The 14,835-nt window shown below is 71.8% G+C and carries 14 protein-coding genes; 9 read left to right on the top strand and 5 right to left on the bottom strand.

Annotated features, from left to right (window positions below; all coding sequences use genetic code 11):
* Positions 1-153: 153 nt before the first annotated feature.
* The 4 genes from GT042_RS08565 to GT042_RS08550 form a co-directional block, all read right to left on the bottom strand.
* A complete protein-coding gene (locus GT042_RS08565; protein ID WP_202532524.1) occupies positions 154-642 on the bottom strand; it encodes an SRPBCC family protein in 489 nt (162 codons plus the stop codon).
* Positions 643-822: 180 nt separating this feature from the next.
* Positions 823-2,346, bottom strand: a complete 1,524-nt coding sequence (locus GT042_RS08560) for an FAD-binding protein (RefSeq protein WP_161308104.1) — start codon at positions 2,344-2,346, stop codon at positions 823-825.
* Between the two features lie 20 nt (positions 2,347-2,366).
* Complete coding sequence (locus GT042_RS08555) at positions 2,367-3,929, bottom strand: NAD(P)/FAD-dependent oxidoreductase (RefSeq protein WP_345943718.1); 1,563 nt, start codon at positions 3,927-3,929, stop codon at positions 2,367-2,369.
* Positions 3,930-3,939: 10 nt separating this feature from the next.
* Positions 3,940-4,824 carry a class I SAM-dependent methyltransferase gene (locus GT042_RS08550; RefSeq protein WP_161308103.1) on the bottom strand — a complete coding sequence of 295 codons (885 nt, stop codon included), beginning with the start codon at positions 4,822-4,824 and terminating at the stop codon, positions 3,940-3,942.
* Positions 4,825-5,064: 240 nt separating this feature from the next.
* On the opposite strand from GT042_RS08550, the gene GT042_RS08545 reads away from it, so the two are divergent.
* From GT042_RS08545 to GT042_RS08535, 3 genes are read left to right on the top strand one after another with little or no spacing between them, the layout of a single operon-like run.
* Complete coding sequence (locus GT042_RS08545) at positions 5,065-5,325, top strand: hypothetical protein (protein ID WP_161308102.1); 261 nt, start codon at positions 5,065-5,067, stop codon at positions 5,323-5,325.
* Positions 5,326-5,337: 12 nt separating this feature from the next.
* Positions 5,338-6,321 (top strand): ketoacyl-ACP synthase III, encoded by a 984-nt coding sequence (locus GT042_RS08540; protein ID WP_161308101.1) that lies wholly within the window; start codon positions 5,338-5,340, stop codon positions 6,319-6,321.
* Entirely contained in the window at positions 6,318-7,073 is a 756-nt protein-coding gene (locus GT042_RS08535) for an SDR family NAD(P)-dependent oxidoreductase (RefSeq protein WP_161308100.1), read from the top strand. The genes GT042_RS08540 and GT042_RS08535 overlap by 4 nt, the downstream gene beginning before the upstream one ends.
* Positions 7,074-7,157: 84 nt before the next feature.
* On the opposite strand, the gene GT042_RS08530 is transcribed toward GT042_RS08535, so the two are convergent.
* Entirely contained in the window at positions 7,158-8,036 is an 879-nt protein-coding gene (locus tag GT042_RS08530) for a BTAD domain-containing putative transcriptional regulator (protein ID WP_161308099.1), read from the bottom strand.
* 395 nt (positions 8,037-8,431) lie between these two features.
* Between GT042_RS08530 and GT042_RS08525 the strand changes: the two genes are divergently transcribed.
* From GT042_RS08525 to GT042_RS08500, 6 genes are all read left to right on the top strand, one after another.
* On the top strand, positions 8,432-9,649 hold the full coding sequence (locus GT042_RS08525; RefSeq protein WP_161308098.1) for an 8-amino-7-oxononanoate synthase: 1,218 nt from the start codon (positions 8,432-8,434) through the stop codon (positions 9,647-9,649).
* Between the two features lie 220 nt (positions 9,650-9,869).
* On the top strand, positions 9,870-11,120 hold the full coding sequence (locus GT042_RS08520) for a beta-ketoacyl-[acyl-carrier-protein] synthase family protein (RefSeq protein ID WP_161308097.1): 1,251 nt from the start codon (positions 9,870-9,872) through the stop codon (positions 11,118-11,120).
* Positions 11,117-12,037, top strand: coding sequence for a MaoC family dehydratase (locus GT042_RS08515; protein ID WP_161308096.1), 921 nt, complete (start codon positions 11,117-11,119; stop codon positions 12,035-12,037). Before GT042_RS08520 ends, GT042_RS08515 begins: the two co-directional genes overlap by 4 nt.
* A complete protein-coding gene (locus tag GT042_RS08510; protein WP_161308095.1) occupies positions 12,027-13,541 on the top strand; it encodes an AMP-binding protein in 1,515 nt (504 codons plus the stop codon). Before GT042_RS08515 ends, GT042_RS08510 begins: the two co-directional genes overlap by 11 nt.
* Positions 13,538-13,801 carry a phosphopantetheine-binding protein gene (locus GT042_RS08505; protein ID WP_161308094.1) on the top strand — a complete coding sequence of 88 codons (264 nt, stop codon included), beginning with the start codon at positions 13,538-13,540 and terminating at the stop codon, positions 13,799-13,801. The genes GT042_RS08510 and GT042_RS08505 overlap by 4 nt, the downstream gene beginning before the upstream one ends.
* A gap of 1 nt (position 13,802) precedes the next feature.
* Positions 13,803-14,835 (top strand): hypothetical protein (locus GT042_RS08500; RefSeq protein WP_161308093.1); only part of this gene is annotated, 1,033 nt, incomplete at its 3' end.

Here is a 14,835-nt window from a genome sequence, read left to right as displayed (position 1 = left end):
CCGCGGCCCAGCCGTGCGCCAGCACGACCGTGGTGCCGCTGCCGGGGCCGGGGCTCAGGGGGCCGAGGACGGTGACGGCGAGCGCGGCGCCGTCGTCGGCGCGGACCGTCGTCTCCTCGGTCAGCGAACCGGCGGGAAGCTCCGTGAGGGCGCTCATCGGGACGCGCCGTCCCGTGCTCCGGCCAGCTGCCGGTCCAGCGCCGCGAAGGCCGCGAGGGTCGCCTTCGAGTGCTCGGCGCCGATGTCGGCGAGCTTGGAGATGACCTTGAGCTTGCCCTGCGGCCGGCCCTGGAAGTGCATGCGCACCCGGGTACGGTCCCCGCCGTCGAGCGGCTCCAGGACGAATGCGGCGGGACCGCGGAAGACGCCGTCGACGTATTCGACCGCGAGCCGGCGGCCCGGGTCCACGGACACCGTGCGCTGGGTGAAGCGGAGCTTCAGCCCGCCCTTGTCGACGCCCTTGGTGTGGACGGTCACCGCGACCTCGCCCCCCACGACGTCGGGCGCGCCGGTCACGGTCTCGAAGGTGTTCGCCGGGACCCACCAGGCCGCGGCCCCGCGGAACTCGGCGACGAGCGCGTCCCAGACGGCGTCCGCGGGGGCGCCGACCACCGCCTCGTCGATGATGTCGTATCCGGTCATGGGATCTCCCTGTGCGGTCCTGCGGATGGGGGGGAGCGGTGGTTGGGGTCGGTGCGGTGCGGCCGGCGGTGCGGTGCGGGTGGTGGTGTGGTGTGGTGGTGCGGTGTGGTGTGGTGCGCGGGAAAGAAACGGGAGGGGCGGGCGGGGGCGGGGCCGCGGAGAGACCCCGCCCCCGGTCGGTCAGCCGAAGAATCCCTGGCCGGGGGTGAGGATGCCCGCCGGGTCGTAGCGCCGCTTCGCGGAGTAGAACTCGGCGTAGCGGTTGCCGAAGTGCTTCTTCCAGTCCGTCCCCGTCATCCTCGGGACGGCGCCGACCAGGTACCGCTTGGCGCCGAGCGCGACGGCCTTGTCGTACAGCCGCCGGTTCTGCTCCAGCATCCCCTGGATGTTCGGCTCGCCCGGGTGGGGGAAGCGCAGCAGGTCGAAGAGGTACGCGACCGGCTCGTTCGGCTGGACGGCCAGCGGGCGCTTGAGCTTCGACGTGCGGTACGGGTACGTCAGCAGGAAGCCGGCGCCCAGGTCGTTCGCCGTCAGCTCGGCCTCGGCGATCTTCAGGAACTGCTTGGCCTTGGAGGCGGGCAGGAACATGGACAGCCAGGGCTTCGGCTGGAACCAGTACCCGGTCTCCTTGAGGAACGCCTCCGCCGCGTCGAGACGGAAGTTGTAGTCGCGGTACGTCATGTCCTCGATGACGGCCTCCGCGCGGTTGTCCCGCAGCCCAGCGAGCAGCGCCGCGCGGTTCGGGACGGCGGTGCCGTTGTAGACGGCCCCGACCTCCAGCTTGTAACGCCAGCCCGTGTCGTCCGGCGTGCGCTGCAACTCGCCCGCCTGGACCTCGAACCGGCCGTCCGCGAGGACCTTCTCCGAGTCGGCCATGTAGGTCGCGACGTCGCTGTAGTACAGGCTGAAGATGACCGCCCGCTCCTTGAGCGGGACGACGTCCACCGTGGCGCGCAGGATGATGGCGACCTGACCGCCACCGCCCAGCACGGCGTTGAACAGGTCGGGGCGGACCGTCGGCGAGGTGGTGACCAGCTGGCCGGCGCCCGTGACGACGTCCAGCGACCGGACCGTGTCGACGAGCAGGCCGTACTTGCCCGCCGTACCGCCGATCCCGCCGACGCTCAGCGTGCCGCCGATCGACAGGTGCAGGTAGTCCGGCACCGCCGGCGGCATCTTGCCCTTGGGCGCCGCCGCGTCCGTCAGCTGGCCCCAGGTGACACCCGCGCCCACCGTCGCCGTGCTCGAACCGATGCTGTAGATCTTCGCGAGACCGCGGGCGTCGATCGAGATGCCGCCCCGGACCGAGGCCTGGCCGTAGCTGGAGTGCGACTCGATGTCGTCACCGGTGCCGCTGCGCCCGTTGACGGCGATCTTGAGGTTGTTCGCCCTGGCGTAGTTCACCATCGCGACGACGTCCCGGTCCGACCCCGGCACCAGCACCGCCCACGGCAGGGCGTCCGTCACGAGCCGGCCGAAGTCCTGGCCGAACGGCGCCAGTTCGGTCCCGGACGTCTTCAGCGTCCCGTCCAGCGGCGGTACGGGGGACACCTGCCCGCCGTGCCCGCCGTGACCGCCGTGGCCCCGGCCGGACTCCGCCGCGGTCGCCCACGTCTGGGTGGTGGCGTTCCAGCCCACCACGGTGGCCGCGGTGGCGGCGATCCCGCCGAGGACCCTGCGCCGAGAAGGGGTGCTGTTGCTCATCTGGTCCGTTCTCCCGTTCGTCATACGTGCTTCACAGCCGGTCTTCCGGCGCCGACAGTGGTGGCGAGCTGGTACTCACCGAGATCGAAGTGCTTGGTCTGGCGGCGGAACCGCCAGGTGTACGTCGGCCAGATCGACGGGTTGCGGCCGCTGCTGTCGAGGTACCAGCTCTTGCAGTTCCCGGCGTTCCACACCGTTCCGTCGAGCCGCTTGTCGAGCGCCTCGTTGTACGCCGCCTGGGCCTCCTGGCGGACCTCCACGCTGGACAGGCCGCGCCGGTCCATCTGCTTCAGCGCGTCGAGCACGTAGGCGATCTGGGCCTCGATCATCACGACCTGCGAGGAGTGCCCGAGGGTCGTGTTGGGGCCCAGCAGCATGAAGAGGTTGGGGAAGCCGGCCACGGTGGTGCCGCGGTGCGCGGACATGCCCCCGCTCCACGCCTCCCGCAGCTGGACGCCGCCCCGGCCCCAGATCCGCCCGGCGACCGGCCGGTCCACGGCCTTGAAGCCCGTACCGAGGATGATCGTGTCGACCTCGCGCTCCTGGCCGTCCTTGCCCACCACCGACTTGGCCCTGATGTGGTCGATCCCGTCGGTGACGAGCTCGACGTTGGGCTGCTGGATCGCCGGGTACCAGGTGTTCGAGAACAGCAGCCGCTTGCACGCCATGACGTAGTCGGGCGTCAGCCGCTCGCGCAGCGCCGGGTCGGCGACGCTCTTCTTCAGATGGTCCGACGCCATCTTCTGCATCTTGCCGGCGACCTTGGGGCGCGCCATCACGAAGGCCAGGATCTCGCGGCCCCACATGTTGAAGTTGCGCCGGAAGTTCTGGTAACCGGGCAGTCCGCGCAGCAGCTTCGCCTGGAGCGGGCTGGTGGCCTTGTCGTTCTTCGGGCCGACCCACGGGGGAGTGCGCTGGTAGAGGTCCAGCTGCCCCACCTCGGGCTGGATCTTCGGGACGAACTGGATGGCAGAGGCGCCCGTGCCGATGACGGCGACGCGCCGGCCCGCCAGGTCGTGGTCGTGGTCCCAGCGCGAGGAGTGGAAGACCTTCCCCTCGAAGTCCGCGAGCCCCGGGATGTCCGGCAGCGCCGGCTCACTGAGGTACCCGGTGCCGGTGACCAGGACCTGGGCGGTGTACTCCCCGCCCGAGGTCTCGATGTGCCAGTGGCGGGTCGCGTCGTCCCAGCGGGCGGCGATCAGCTCGTGGCCGAAGCGGATGTGGGGCCGTACCCCGAACCGGTCGGCGCAGTCCCGCAGATACGCGTACAGCTCGTCGCGCTTGCCGAACGTGCTCTTCCAGTGCGGGTTCTGCGCGAACGAGAACGAGTACAGGTGCGACATCACGTCACAGGCGCACCCCGGGTAGGAGTTGTCGCGCCAGGTGCCGCCCACCTCGTCGGCCCGCTCGAAGACCAGGAAGTCGTCGATGCCCTGCTGGAGCAGGCGGATGGCCGTACCCAGGCCCGAGAAGCCACTGCCGATGACCGCGACCCGCAGGTGACGGGTCGGCCCCCGGCCGGCCGCGTCCCGCGCCTCACCGCTCACTCCGCCGCCGTGGGCGGGTTCGAGAATGCTCGTCACGGTGGCCTCCTCAGCCCCTGCGCGCGATGGTGACGCGGAAGTTGTTGAAGAACTTGTCCTCAAGGGTGTAGGCGAAGATGTCGAGGTAGCGCTCGAAGCGGGCCACCACGTCCTCGCCCTCCAGGGCGACCGCGGTCTCGCGGTCCGCGGCCAGCCGCTCCAGCCAGGCGCGGCACGCCATGGCGAAGGACTCCCGCTCGTTGACGATCTCCACGACCTCGAAGAGACCCTCCGCGGCGGCGGTCAGCTCGTGCAGATGCGGGATGTGCATCCCCTCGAACTCGCTGCGCTGGAGGAACTTGAGGTCCGCGAGCAGCTCGCGGGTCATCGGCTGCGCCTCGGCGGTCATCGTGTGCAGGACGAACTTCGCCCCCGGGTTGAGCGCCTTGGAGACCTGGTTGAAGAAGAAGCGGTAGCGCTTGGTGCGCTCGCGCGGCGGCAGGTTGGAGGAGACGAAGTGCTCCAGCGCGTTGATGCAGAACGCCGCGTCGTACTTCTCGTCGGTCGTGTGGTCCGCCCAGCTCTCCACCCGCGTGGTGATCCGCGGGTTGTCCAGGCCGGTGATGAACGCCTCCTGGGTACGGCTCAGGGTCAGGCCGACGGCCTCGCGCACCCCGTGGACCGTCGTCAGCCGGTTGAGCATGGTGCCCCAGCCGCAGCCGATGTCCAGCACCCGGCCCGCGTCCTTGGCGCCGGCCAGTTCGGCGAACGTGTCGAGCTTGCGGAACTGCGCCTCGTCCAGGGCGCCGACGAGCGTCTCGTCCGGCTCCCAGTAGCCGCCGGAGTACATCATGGACGGGCCCAGCAGGAGAGCGTAGAACTCGTTGCTCACCTCGTAGTGGTGCCTGACCGCGTCGACCTCGGGGTCCACGGATCTGGGGGCGACCGTTGTCATCCTCGACCTCTTTCCTGGTGTTGGTTCCGCGATCCGCTCGTCCCGACCGCCGGTGCGGCGGCCGGTCCGACCGCCGATCCCGCCGGGCGATCCGGTCCTGCGATCCGGTCACGAGGAAAGCGGTTCGCTCGCAACAGACGCGCAACACGGCCGTACGGCACCGGTGTTGCGCGCCGGTTGCGCGGCCCGCGCTTGCATGCCTCTCGAAACCGGATGCACCGCGAGAGAGGACCGAAGCTCATGACGCTGCCCACCATCGAAGAACTGGCGAGCCAGCTCGAGGCCGTGTCGGGCGCCCAGGAGGTCAGCCCCGATGCACCGCTCCAGCACATCGCGGACGTCGACTCGCTGGACCTGATGGAGTGGCTGTACGGGTTCCAGAACCAGTACCCGCACATCCCCGCCGACGAGTCGCTGTTCGCGGACCTCGACGACACCACGACGCTGCGCCACGTGTACGAGCGGATCCTCGCGCTCGTACCGCAGCCGGCGCAGGCGTAGCGAGAGCGCCCCGTGAACGGCTTCGACATCACCGGGTGGGGCATGTCCGTACCCGAGCGCAAGGTCACCAGCGCGGAGCTCGCGGAGCGCTTCGGTGTGGACGAGAACTGGATCGTCAGCCGGTGCGGTATCCAGGAGCGCCGGGCCGTGGGCCCCGGCCAGACGACCGCCTCACTGGCGGTCGAGGCCGGCCGGCGCGCGCTGGAGAAGGCCGGGCTGACCGGTGCCGACATCGCCCATCTGATCGTCGCCACCGCCACCCCGGAGCAGCCCTCACCGGCCACGTCCGCGTTCGTCCACCACGACCTCGGCATCGCGGGCAGCGCGCACGACGTCAACTCGGAGTGCGCGGGCTTCGTCTACGGACTGGTGTCGGCGATGGCGCTCATCGCCATCGACCCCCGGCCCATCCTGCTGATCGGGTCCGACACCCACACCCTGACGGCCAACCCCGACGACCGGGACCTGTCGATCCTCGTCGGCGACGGCGCGGGCGCCGTCGTCCTGACGCCGGGGCCCGAGAACCGGGTCAAGGCGTGGAACCTGGGCGCCGACGGCTCGTGCGCCGGCAGCCTCAAGGTACTGGCGGGCGGCAGCAGGATGCCCACCACCGAGGAGACCGTGCGCGCGGGGCTGCACTACGCCCAGATCAACGGCAACGAGATCTACCTCAACGCCGTGCGCTACACGGTCCGTACGGTCCGGGAGACGCTGGAGAGCGCCAAGGTCGACGCCGCCGACGTCGATCACATCATCCCGCACCAGGCCAACATCCGGATCATCAACTCGATCCTCAGCCACACAGGACTCCGCAAGGAGGCCCTGGTCACCAACCTGGAGCGGTACGGCAACACCGCGTCCGCGTCCATCCCGATCGCCCTCACCGAGGCGCTCGACGACGGCCGGATCCAGAACGGCGACCAGGTCCTGCTCGCGGGCTTCGGTGCCGGCATGACCTGGGGATCGATGCTCCTGGAGTGGGGCGGGGAGAAATGAGCCGTAACAACACACCGGGCAGCCGCCCGGAGCAGCCGGTCGCCCTCGTCACGGGGGCGTCCGGCGGTCTCGGCCAGGCGCTGGCACTCGAACTGGACGCCCTCGGCTGCCGGGTCGCCGTGCACTACAACAGCGCGGAGGCACAGGCCAGGGCCGTCCAGGACAAGCTGACCAACGACTCGGTCGTGGTGACCGGGGACGTGGGCTCCTGGGAGGCCGTCACCGGCCTGTACGCGGAGATCAGCGAGCGCCTCGGCCCCGTCGACGTGCTGGTCAACAACGGCGCGATCCGCAAGGACTCGCTGATGGCGATGCAGTCGCCGGCGGACTGGGCGCAGGTGATCCAGACCAACCTGGTCGGCTCGTTCCACACGACCAGGGTGGCCGTGCCGTACATGCTCAGGCAGCGGTGGGGACGGATCATCAACGTGGTCTCGCCCTCGGGCCTGATCGCGACGGCGGGCCAGACGGCGTACTCCGCGTCGAAGGCGGGGCTCATCGGCTTCACCCGGACCCTGGCCGCCGAGTGCGGCCGGCGCGGGGTGACCGTCAACGCCCTGTCGCCCGGCTTCATGATCACCGGTATGACGAAGAACCTGTCCGACCGGGTCATCGAGGGCATGGAGGACAAGGCCCCCATCCCGCGTTTTGTCACGGTCGAGGAGGTCGCGCGCAGTGCGTCGCTCTTCCTGGACCAGGACTGCATGACGGGCCAGGTCATCAGCATCGACAGCGGCGTCTCCATCACCTGACGCCGTGGCACACGAAACGAGGCGGTCCGGAATCCTCCGGGCCGCCTCTTTCTCATGTCCTTCCCGTCTCCCCCGTCGACAGGGCTAGGCCACACGCCGGCGTGGTGCGAACGGGCGGGGCGCGGCCGGCCGCGGGTACGGAGCCTCGAACATGCCCATCAGGACCGGGTCCAGCTGGGTGACCGCCCGGGGCTCCGGGCGCCGCCGCGTGTCGGGCGTACGCAGCAGTTCCAGGTACGCGGCCTCGCTCTCGGGCGCCGGGTCGATGCCCAGCTCCTCGGCGAGGACCTCACGCAACTGCTGGTAGGTACGCAGCGCCTCGGCCCGGTTGCCCGCCGTGCGGTGCGCGGCCATCCGGCACCGGTACGCGCTCTCCCTGAACGGAGCACGCCGTACGGCCTCCTCGGCGTACCGCAGCGCGTGGTGCTCGTCGCCGAGGGCCGACGAGGCGAGGCTCGCCGTCTCCAGCGCCGACAACCGCAGCTCGTCGAGGCGTTCGCGGGTGCTGTTGACCCACTCGCCCTCGTGGGCCGGCAGAAATGACCCGCGTAGATGTGACACAGCGGCGGCCGCGAGCTTCTGCGCGACACCGTACGAGCCGGTCGCGTACGCCTCGGCCGCCTCGGTCGCCGCCTCCTCCGCGCACTCGACGTCGACCAGTGCCTCCCTGGGCAGGTACAGCAGGTAGCGGCCGCCCTGGGCGACGAGCGGGGTGATGCCCGGGTGCTGCGTCGGGGACGTGACGAACGTACGGACGCGGCTGACCACACTGCGGAGTGCGGACGCCCAGGTGTCGGGAAGGCCGTCCGGCCACACGGTGTCGGCGAGCTGGTCGCGGCTGGTGCCCCCGGAGCGTTCGAGGACGAGCCGGGCGAAAGCAACCTGGGCCTGAGCGCTGGACAGGTGCTGTGGGGCAGTCCCGTCGGGTTCGATGGTGACGAGACCAGCGAGTCTGATGAGCAAGCTGTACTCCCTGAGCGGTCGGCCGGGTGGCCGGGAGTTCCGTCGCCGGCTGCCGCCGGCGACGGTGGGTCGAGATCGCGCCAGGGGGTCGTCACGCTTGCCCTTGTGGAGGAAAGCGGGACACGTCTCGGGTATGCCCCCCGCACAAGAATTGGACGATACCGGCCAACCTTCTCGGTGTGTCAACAGTGGCCGGTGAACAATCCCCCTGAATGGCTGGAGCCTTGAGTTCCGATTGCCGTCCGCTGTCGCGTTCTTGTTGCGCCGCTCCAATTCCCCCATCTCACGGCCGTGTTGCGCCCGCCTTGCGCGGCTGTCGTTGAATTGCGTCGCACTTCGGGTCCAGGGTTGAGAGGACTCCGGTAATTGTCCGAAACGTGGATGAGGAGACGTCCGTGAACGCATCCGGAGGCTGGGAACGGCTCGCGCCGAAACTGGACGCGACACGCCGTCGCGTGCAGTCGCTCGAATGGGAGCCCGCCCGCCGCAACAGCTTCGTCACGTACACGGTCGAGCGGGACTCCGCGTACGCCGACCTCGACGGCCGCCGCCTCCTGATGATGTCGGGCTACAGCTACCTCGGGCTGGCCGGTGACGAGCGTGTGGTCCGCGCCGCCCAGGCCGCCGTCGAGCTGTACGGCACCGGCAACCACGGGGTACGGGCGCTGGCCGGGTCGATCCCGCTGCACGAGGAACTGGAGGCGGAGGTCGCCCAGTTCGCCGGCCGCGACCGGGCCCTGGTCTTCGGCTCCGGCTACGCGGCCAACGTCGGCACGGTCGGCGCGCTGGTCGGCGCGGGGGACACCGTACTGATCGACAAGTACGACCACGCCAGCATCGTCGACGGCTGCCGCCTCAGCGGCGCCACCGTCACCCGCTTCCGCCACAACGACGTGGACCACCTCGACCGGCGGCTCGCCGCCGCAAGCCCCGACGGCATCCGTCTGGTCATCGTCGACAGTGTGTACTCCATGGACGGCGACATCGCCCCGCTCCCCGAGCTGCGCCGCGTCTGCGACGCGCACGACGCGCTGCTGATGGTGGACGAGGCCCACGCGCTCGGTGTCATCGGCGCCACCGGCAAGGGCATCGAGGAGCACTTCGGGTACACGGCGAAGGTCGACGTCAAGCTGGGCACCCTGTCCAAGGCCATCCCCTCCATGGGGGGCTGGGTCGCGGGGCCCGAGGAGCTGATCGGCCACCTCAAGTACGCGGCACGGCCCTTCCTCTTCTCCGCCGCGCTCGGCCCGGCCCAGACCGGAGCCGCGCTGGAGTCGCTGCGCATCCTCCAGCAGGAGCCGGAGCGGGTCACCCACATCCAGGAGGAGTCCGCGCGCTTCCGCCGCACCCTGAACGACGGGGGAATGCGGACGGGCGACAGCGAGACGGCCGTGGTGCCGGTCATCGCGGGCTCCGACGAGGCCGCCTACGACTACGCGACCGCGTGCCGCGCGGCCGGTGTGATCGGGCTGCCGGTCGTCACCCCCGCGGTCCCCAACGACCTGGCGCGGCTACGGATCGCCATCACCGCCCGGCACACCAAGGCCGACCTCGACTTCGCCGCGGAGGCCTTCCTCAAGGCCGCGGCCGAGTGCGGTCTCATCCCCGCCTGACCCACGGTCGTACCACGCCCGGCACCGCCCCCGTCCGGCCCTGACCCACCGTCAGGGCCGGCCCCGGGGCCGGAGCCCCAGGGCCGGGCCGACACCCACGGCCACCGGCGCTCCCGTACCACCGACCCGCAGGACCGGTCGGTACGCGCGCCGGCCGCCAACGCCACCACCTCAACGGCCGGACGGCCGTCCACCGCTCGCACGGGATACGGGATCCGAGATGCCAACCTCACCGAGGCACGCACCGCTCACAGCGCCTGTCGCGATCACCGGCATGGGCGTCGTCACTCCGGGCGGCAGCACCCCCGACGACCTGTGGGACACCCTCCGCGCCGGCCGGTCGACCGCCGCCGCGCTCACCCACCTCGACCTGTCCCGGCACCGGGTCAGGATCGGCTGCCGGGTCCGCGGACTCGACGCCGTGGGACTGGTCCCCGACAAGGACGCGCGGCGGATGGACCCGTTCGCGCTGTACGGGACGACCGCCGCGCTCGCCGCCCACCGCGACGCCGGGGCGCCCACCGCCGACCCCGGCCGTACCGCCATCGTCGTCGGCAACGCCGTCGGCGGCCGGGCCACCAGCGACGAGCAGTCCCGGCTCTTCACCGAGTCGGGCCCCCACCGGGTCAACCCGCTCATGCCGCTGATGACGATGCCCAACGCCGCCGCCGCGCAGATCGCGATCCGGCTCGGCTGGCAGGGCCCCGCCCTCACCATCGCCACCACCTGCGCCAGCGGCGCCGACGCCGTCGGCCACGCGCTGATGCTCCTCCAGACACACCGGGCGGACGTCGTCATCGCGGGCGGCTGCGAATCCACCCTCACCCCCGTCACCCTCGCCGGGTTCGGCAACCTCAACGCCGTCTCGATGCGCAACGACGACCCGGAGCACGCCTCCCGGCCGTTCGACACCGACCGCGACGGCTTCGTGATGGGGGAGGGCGCCGGGTTCGTCGTCCTGGAACGCCTGGACGACGCGCGGGCGCGGGGCGCGCGGACGTACGCCACCGTCGCCGGGTACGCGGCCACCTCCGACGCCTACCACCTCGCCATGCCCCTGCCCGACGGCTCCGCCGCCATCGACGCGATGACCGGGGCGATCGCCGACGCCGGCCTGATCCCCTCCGACATCGTCCACGTCAACGCCCACGGCACCTCCACCCCGCACAACGACCGGGCCGAAGCCGCCGCGCTCACCAAGGTGTTCGGCGCCGACGGACCGCCGGTGACCGCGACCAAGAGTGTCATCGGCCACCTCATCGGAGCCGCGGGAGCCGTCGAACTGATCGCCACCGTCGAGGCGATGCGCCGGTGCGAGGTCCCGCCCACCGCCAACCACGAACAACTGGAGCCAGGCATGGAAATCGACGTGGTCCACGGCGCGCCGCGCCCCGTCGCCTCCGGTCCCGCGCTGTCGAACTCCTTCGGCTTCGGCGGCCACAACTCCACCCTGGTGGTGACGCCGGTATGACGACCACACCGATCGAAGGAACGACCGGGGCCCAGGCCCTCGCCCCCGCGGCGGCCTCCACCGTCACCGCGGCGCGGCTCACCGCCTACCGGGACGCCGTACGGTCCGCCCTCCCGGCGGCCGGACCCGGCCACCCGGCCGCCGGACCCGCCTCGCCCGTGCACGCGTTCGTCCTCGCCCACACCGTCGCCGAGCAGACGGTCGCCGCGCTGACCGCCGCCGAGACGGGACCCGTGTCCGTCGTCCACCTCGGCCAGGACATCCGCTGCCGCAGGCTCGTCGCCGCCGGTGAGCGGGTGACCGTACGGCTCGACGTGCTCGGCGCCCGCCGCGAGCCGCGCGGCACCCGGGTCGCCCTGCGCTCCCTGCTCACCGGGGACGCGGACGGGGGAGCGGAGCCCTTTGCCGAACTGCTCACCAGCGCCCTGCTCGTCGGCGCCACCGCGCTGGACCCCTTCGGTGACATCTCGGCCGGCGCCCCCGCCCCGAAGCCCGCCGGATCCGGTGAACCCGCCGTCGCGACCCACGAGTTGACCGAGGAGTGGATCGGCCGGTACGCCCACGCCTCGGGCGACCTCAACCCCATCCACCTCGATGACGAAGCGGCCCGCGCCGCCGGCTTCGGCTCCGTCATCGCGCACGGCATGAGCGTGGTGGCCCTGGCCGTCGAGGAGATCACCGACCGGTACGCCGACGGCGACCCCTCACGCGTACGGGGCATCGGCGCCCGCTTCTCGTCTCCCGTCGCGCCCGGCGAGGAACTGCGCCTCGAACTCCAGCCCGACGCGGCCGGCCTGGTGGTGCGCTTCACCGGCAGGACCCCGGCGGGGCCCGCCGTGAAGAGCGGCTGGGTCCAGCTCGCCGACCCGGGCGCCGCGTCCGGGGCCGTACCCACCGGGGGCAGCCATGAGCAGTGACAGCCCCGGCCCGGGCCCCGGCGGTCTCGTCGGCGGGTTCCTCCTCCAGGTCCGCGAGCGCCCCGACGCGCCCGCACTCGTCTGGAACGGCGAGGAGACCACGTACCGCGAGCTGTACGAACAGGCGGGGCGGCAGCGCGAACGGCTGGACCGGATCGGGCTCACCCCCGGCGAGCCCGTCGGCGTCCTCGGCACCAAGTCGCCGGCGGCCGTCGCCCTCATCCTGGCGTGCCTGCTCGCCCGGCGCCCCTTCCTCCTGCCGTCGCCCGCCCTCGCCCCCGCCCTGCTCGCGGACCTGTTCGCCCAGGCGGGCTGCCGCCGGGTGATCGCCCCCGGGGCCGAGGACCCGGGCGTGGTCCCCAACCCGGACGTCACCCCGCAGCCGCTCTCGCCCCGCGAGGCCGCCGAGGTGTCGTTCATGCTCACCACCTCGGGTTCCACCAGCCTGCCCAAGATCGTCCCGCTGGGCCGGGAGGCCGTGAACCGCTTCGCCGCCTGGGCGGGACCCGCCTTCTCGATCACCCCGGGTACGACGGTCCTCAACTACGCCCCGCTCAACTTCGACCTCTGCCTGCTCGACGTGTGGACCACGCTGGCCCACGGCGGCCGGGTCGTCCTGGTCGACCCCGCTCTCGCCGCCCGCGGCGGACACCTCCTCGACCTGCTCGTGCGCCACGACGTCGAGGTCGTCCAGGCGGTACCGATGTTCTACGGTCTGCTCCTCGACGCCGCCGAACGGCGCGGGGTGACCCTGCCCGGCGTCCGCCACGCGATGTTCACCGGCGACGTCATCCCCGACCGCACCCTGGGCGGGCTGCCGAAGCTCTTCCCCTCGGCGCGGATCCACAACATCTACGGCTGCACCGAGACCAACGACAGCTTCGTCCACGAGGTGGACGCCACCACCGGCACACCGGTGCCGATCGGCGTCCCGCTCCCCGGCGTCGAGGCCCTGGTCCTGGACCAGGACGGCCGGCCCGTCACCGGACCGGGCTCCGGCGAGCTGTACGTGTCGACGCCCTTCCAGTCGGCGGGCTACCTCGACCGGACCCGGCACGCCGGGGTGTTCACCGGCCACCCCCTCGGGCTCGACGACCGCCCCTGGTTCCGTACCGGCGACCTCGTACGGCGCGACACCGAGGGACGGCTCCACCTCACCGGGCGCGGCGACCACCAGGTCAAGGTCCGGGGGGTGGCGGTGAACACCGCCGAGGTGGAACGGGTCCTGCTGGACCACCCCTCGGTGCTCGAAGCGGGGGTGGCCGCCGTGCCCGACCCCATCGAGGGCCGTGTCCTGATCGCCGCCGTCCAGCGCGCGCCCGGCACCGGGTTGAGCAGCCTCGAACTGCGCAAGCACTGCGCGCAGGGCCTGCCCAGGGCCGCCGTCCCCGCCCAGCTGCGGATCGTCGACGAGCCGCTGCCCAAGACCGCCACCGGGAAGGTCGACCGCAGGGCGCTCGACCGGCTCCACCCTCTGTCATCAGCGAAAGGAAGAACGTCATGAGCCACGTCGGCACCATCAAGCAGTTCGTCATCGAGGAGTTCCTGCCCGACGTCAGCGCCGAGGAGCTGGCCGACGACCACGACCTGCTCTCCGACGGTGTCATCGACAGCCTCGGGGTGCTGAAGCTGATCGCCTGGGTCGAGGACCGGTTCGAGGTCGCCATCGGTGACGAGGACCTCGACCCGGACAACTTCCGCAGTGTCGCCGCGATCGACGCCTTCGTCTCGGGCGCGCGCCGGCCAGAGGTCGCAGGAAGCTAGCATGCACCTCGCGATCCTCGGACTGCTCGAACAGCGCGCGCCCGTCGGGCGCGAGACCTGGCGGTCGTTCTGGGACGAGCTCGGCGACGGCAGCCTCGACCGGGCCCAGGCCGTCGCCCTGCTGACCTCCCTGGCCACCCGGCTCCCCGACCACGAGACCCTGCGCCACCTGCTGGACTCGCTCGCGGAACGGCGGCCCGCCCGGCCGGCGGACCGCTGGCCCGGCACGGTCAACGTGGTCGGCACCGGCGGCGGCCCCAGGACCTTCAACATCTCGACCGCGTCGGCGTTCGTCGCCGCCGCGGCGGGCGTACGGGTCGTCAAGACCGGCTCACGTGCCTACTCCAGCAGCCTCGGCTCCGTCGACCTGCTGGAACGCCTCGGGATCCGGCTGACGTCGTCGTACGAGCAGACCGCGGAAACGCTGGAGCGGTACGGCATCGCCTTCGCGGGGCCGTTCGTCTACCCCGCGCAGCTGACCCGGCTCGCCAGGACCGTCGCGCCGCTGAGCATGAAGCCCTTCGGCCGCTTCCTGAACGCGCTGGGTCCCTTCCTCGCCGACCTGCCCGTCACCGCACAGGTCACCGGGGTCTCGGCGGGCGCACCGCTCACCGGGCTCCGGGCCCTCGCCGGGACGGTCACCGATCGCACCCTGTGGCTGACCAGCAACGACCGGGGTGCCGACGAACTGCTCGGCTTCGCCGACAACACCGTCCACACCGACGCCGGTGACGAGTTCACCGTCAAGGCCGGTGAACTGGTCTCCTCCGAGGGCGGGTTCGACGATCTCGCCCCGGCCGCCGACCCGGCCTCCGCGCCGGACCACTTCCTGTCCGTCCTCGGCGGCGCCGCCGGTGAGGTGGCCACCCGCACGGTCTGCCTCAACGCCGCGGCCCTGGCCGTCGCGAGCGGCCACCTCACCGACTGGAAGCGGGCCGTCGAGGCGGCGGAGGAAGCGGTACGGGGCGGAGCGGCCCGCGCCCTGGCCGAGCGGATCCGTGCCGACCAGGCGCGGCCGGCGGCCCGAGCGGGCG

This window comes from Streptomyces sp. SID3212 (assembly GCF_009865405.1).
GTDB lineage: Bacteria > Actinomycetota > Actinomycetes > Streptomycetales > Streptomycetaceae > Streptomyces.
Note: the sequence above shows the minus strand (reverse complement) of the source record. Positions and strands in the feature narration are given on the sequence as shown.

What these genes read in the sequence shown, in the direction of transcription:
- GT042_RS08505 (WP_161308094.1), top strand. Translation starts at nt 13,538, where the DNA reads ATGAGCCACGTCGGCACCATCAAGCAGTTCGTCATCGAGGAGTTCCTG.
- GT042_RS08520 (WP_161308097.1), top strand. Translation starts at nt 9,870, where the DNA reads ATGCCAACCTCACCGAGGCACGCACCGCTCACAGCGCCTGTCGCGATC.
- GT042_RS08545 (WP_161308102.1), top strand. Translation starts at nt 5,065, where the DNA reads ATGACGCTGCCCACCATCGAAGAACTGGCGAGCCAGCTCGAGGCCGTG.
- GT042_RS08560 (WP_161308104.1), bottom strand. Translation starts at nt 2,346, where the DNA reads ATGAGCAACAGCACCCCTTCTCGGCGCAGGGTCCTCGGCGGGATCGCC.
- GT042_RS08565 (WP_202532524.1), bottom strand. Translation starts at nt 642, where the DNA reads ATGACCGGATACGACATCATCGACGAGGCGGTGGTCGGCGCCCCCGCG.
- GT042_RS08535 (WP_161308100.1), top strand. Translation starts at nt 6,318, where the DNA reads ATGAGCCGTAACAACACACCGGGCAGCCGCCCGGAGCAGCCGGTCGCC.
- GT042_RS08515 (WP_161308096.1), top strand. Translation starts at nt 11,117, where the DNA reads ATGACGACCACACCGATCGAAGGAACGACCGGGGCCCAGGCCCTCGCC.
- GT042_RS08510 (WP_161308095.1), top strand. Translation starts at nt 12,027, where the DNA reads ATGAGCAGTGACAGCCCCGGCCCGGGCCCCGGCGGTCTCGTCGGCGGG.
- GT042_RS08550 (WP_161308103.1), bottom strand. Translation starts at nt 4,824, where the DNA reads ATGACAACGGTCGCCCCCAGATCCGTGGACCCCGAGGTCGACGCGGTC.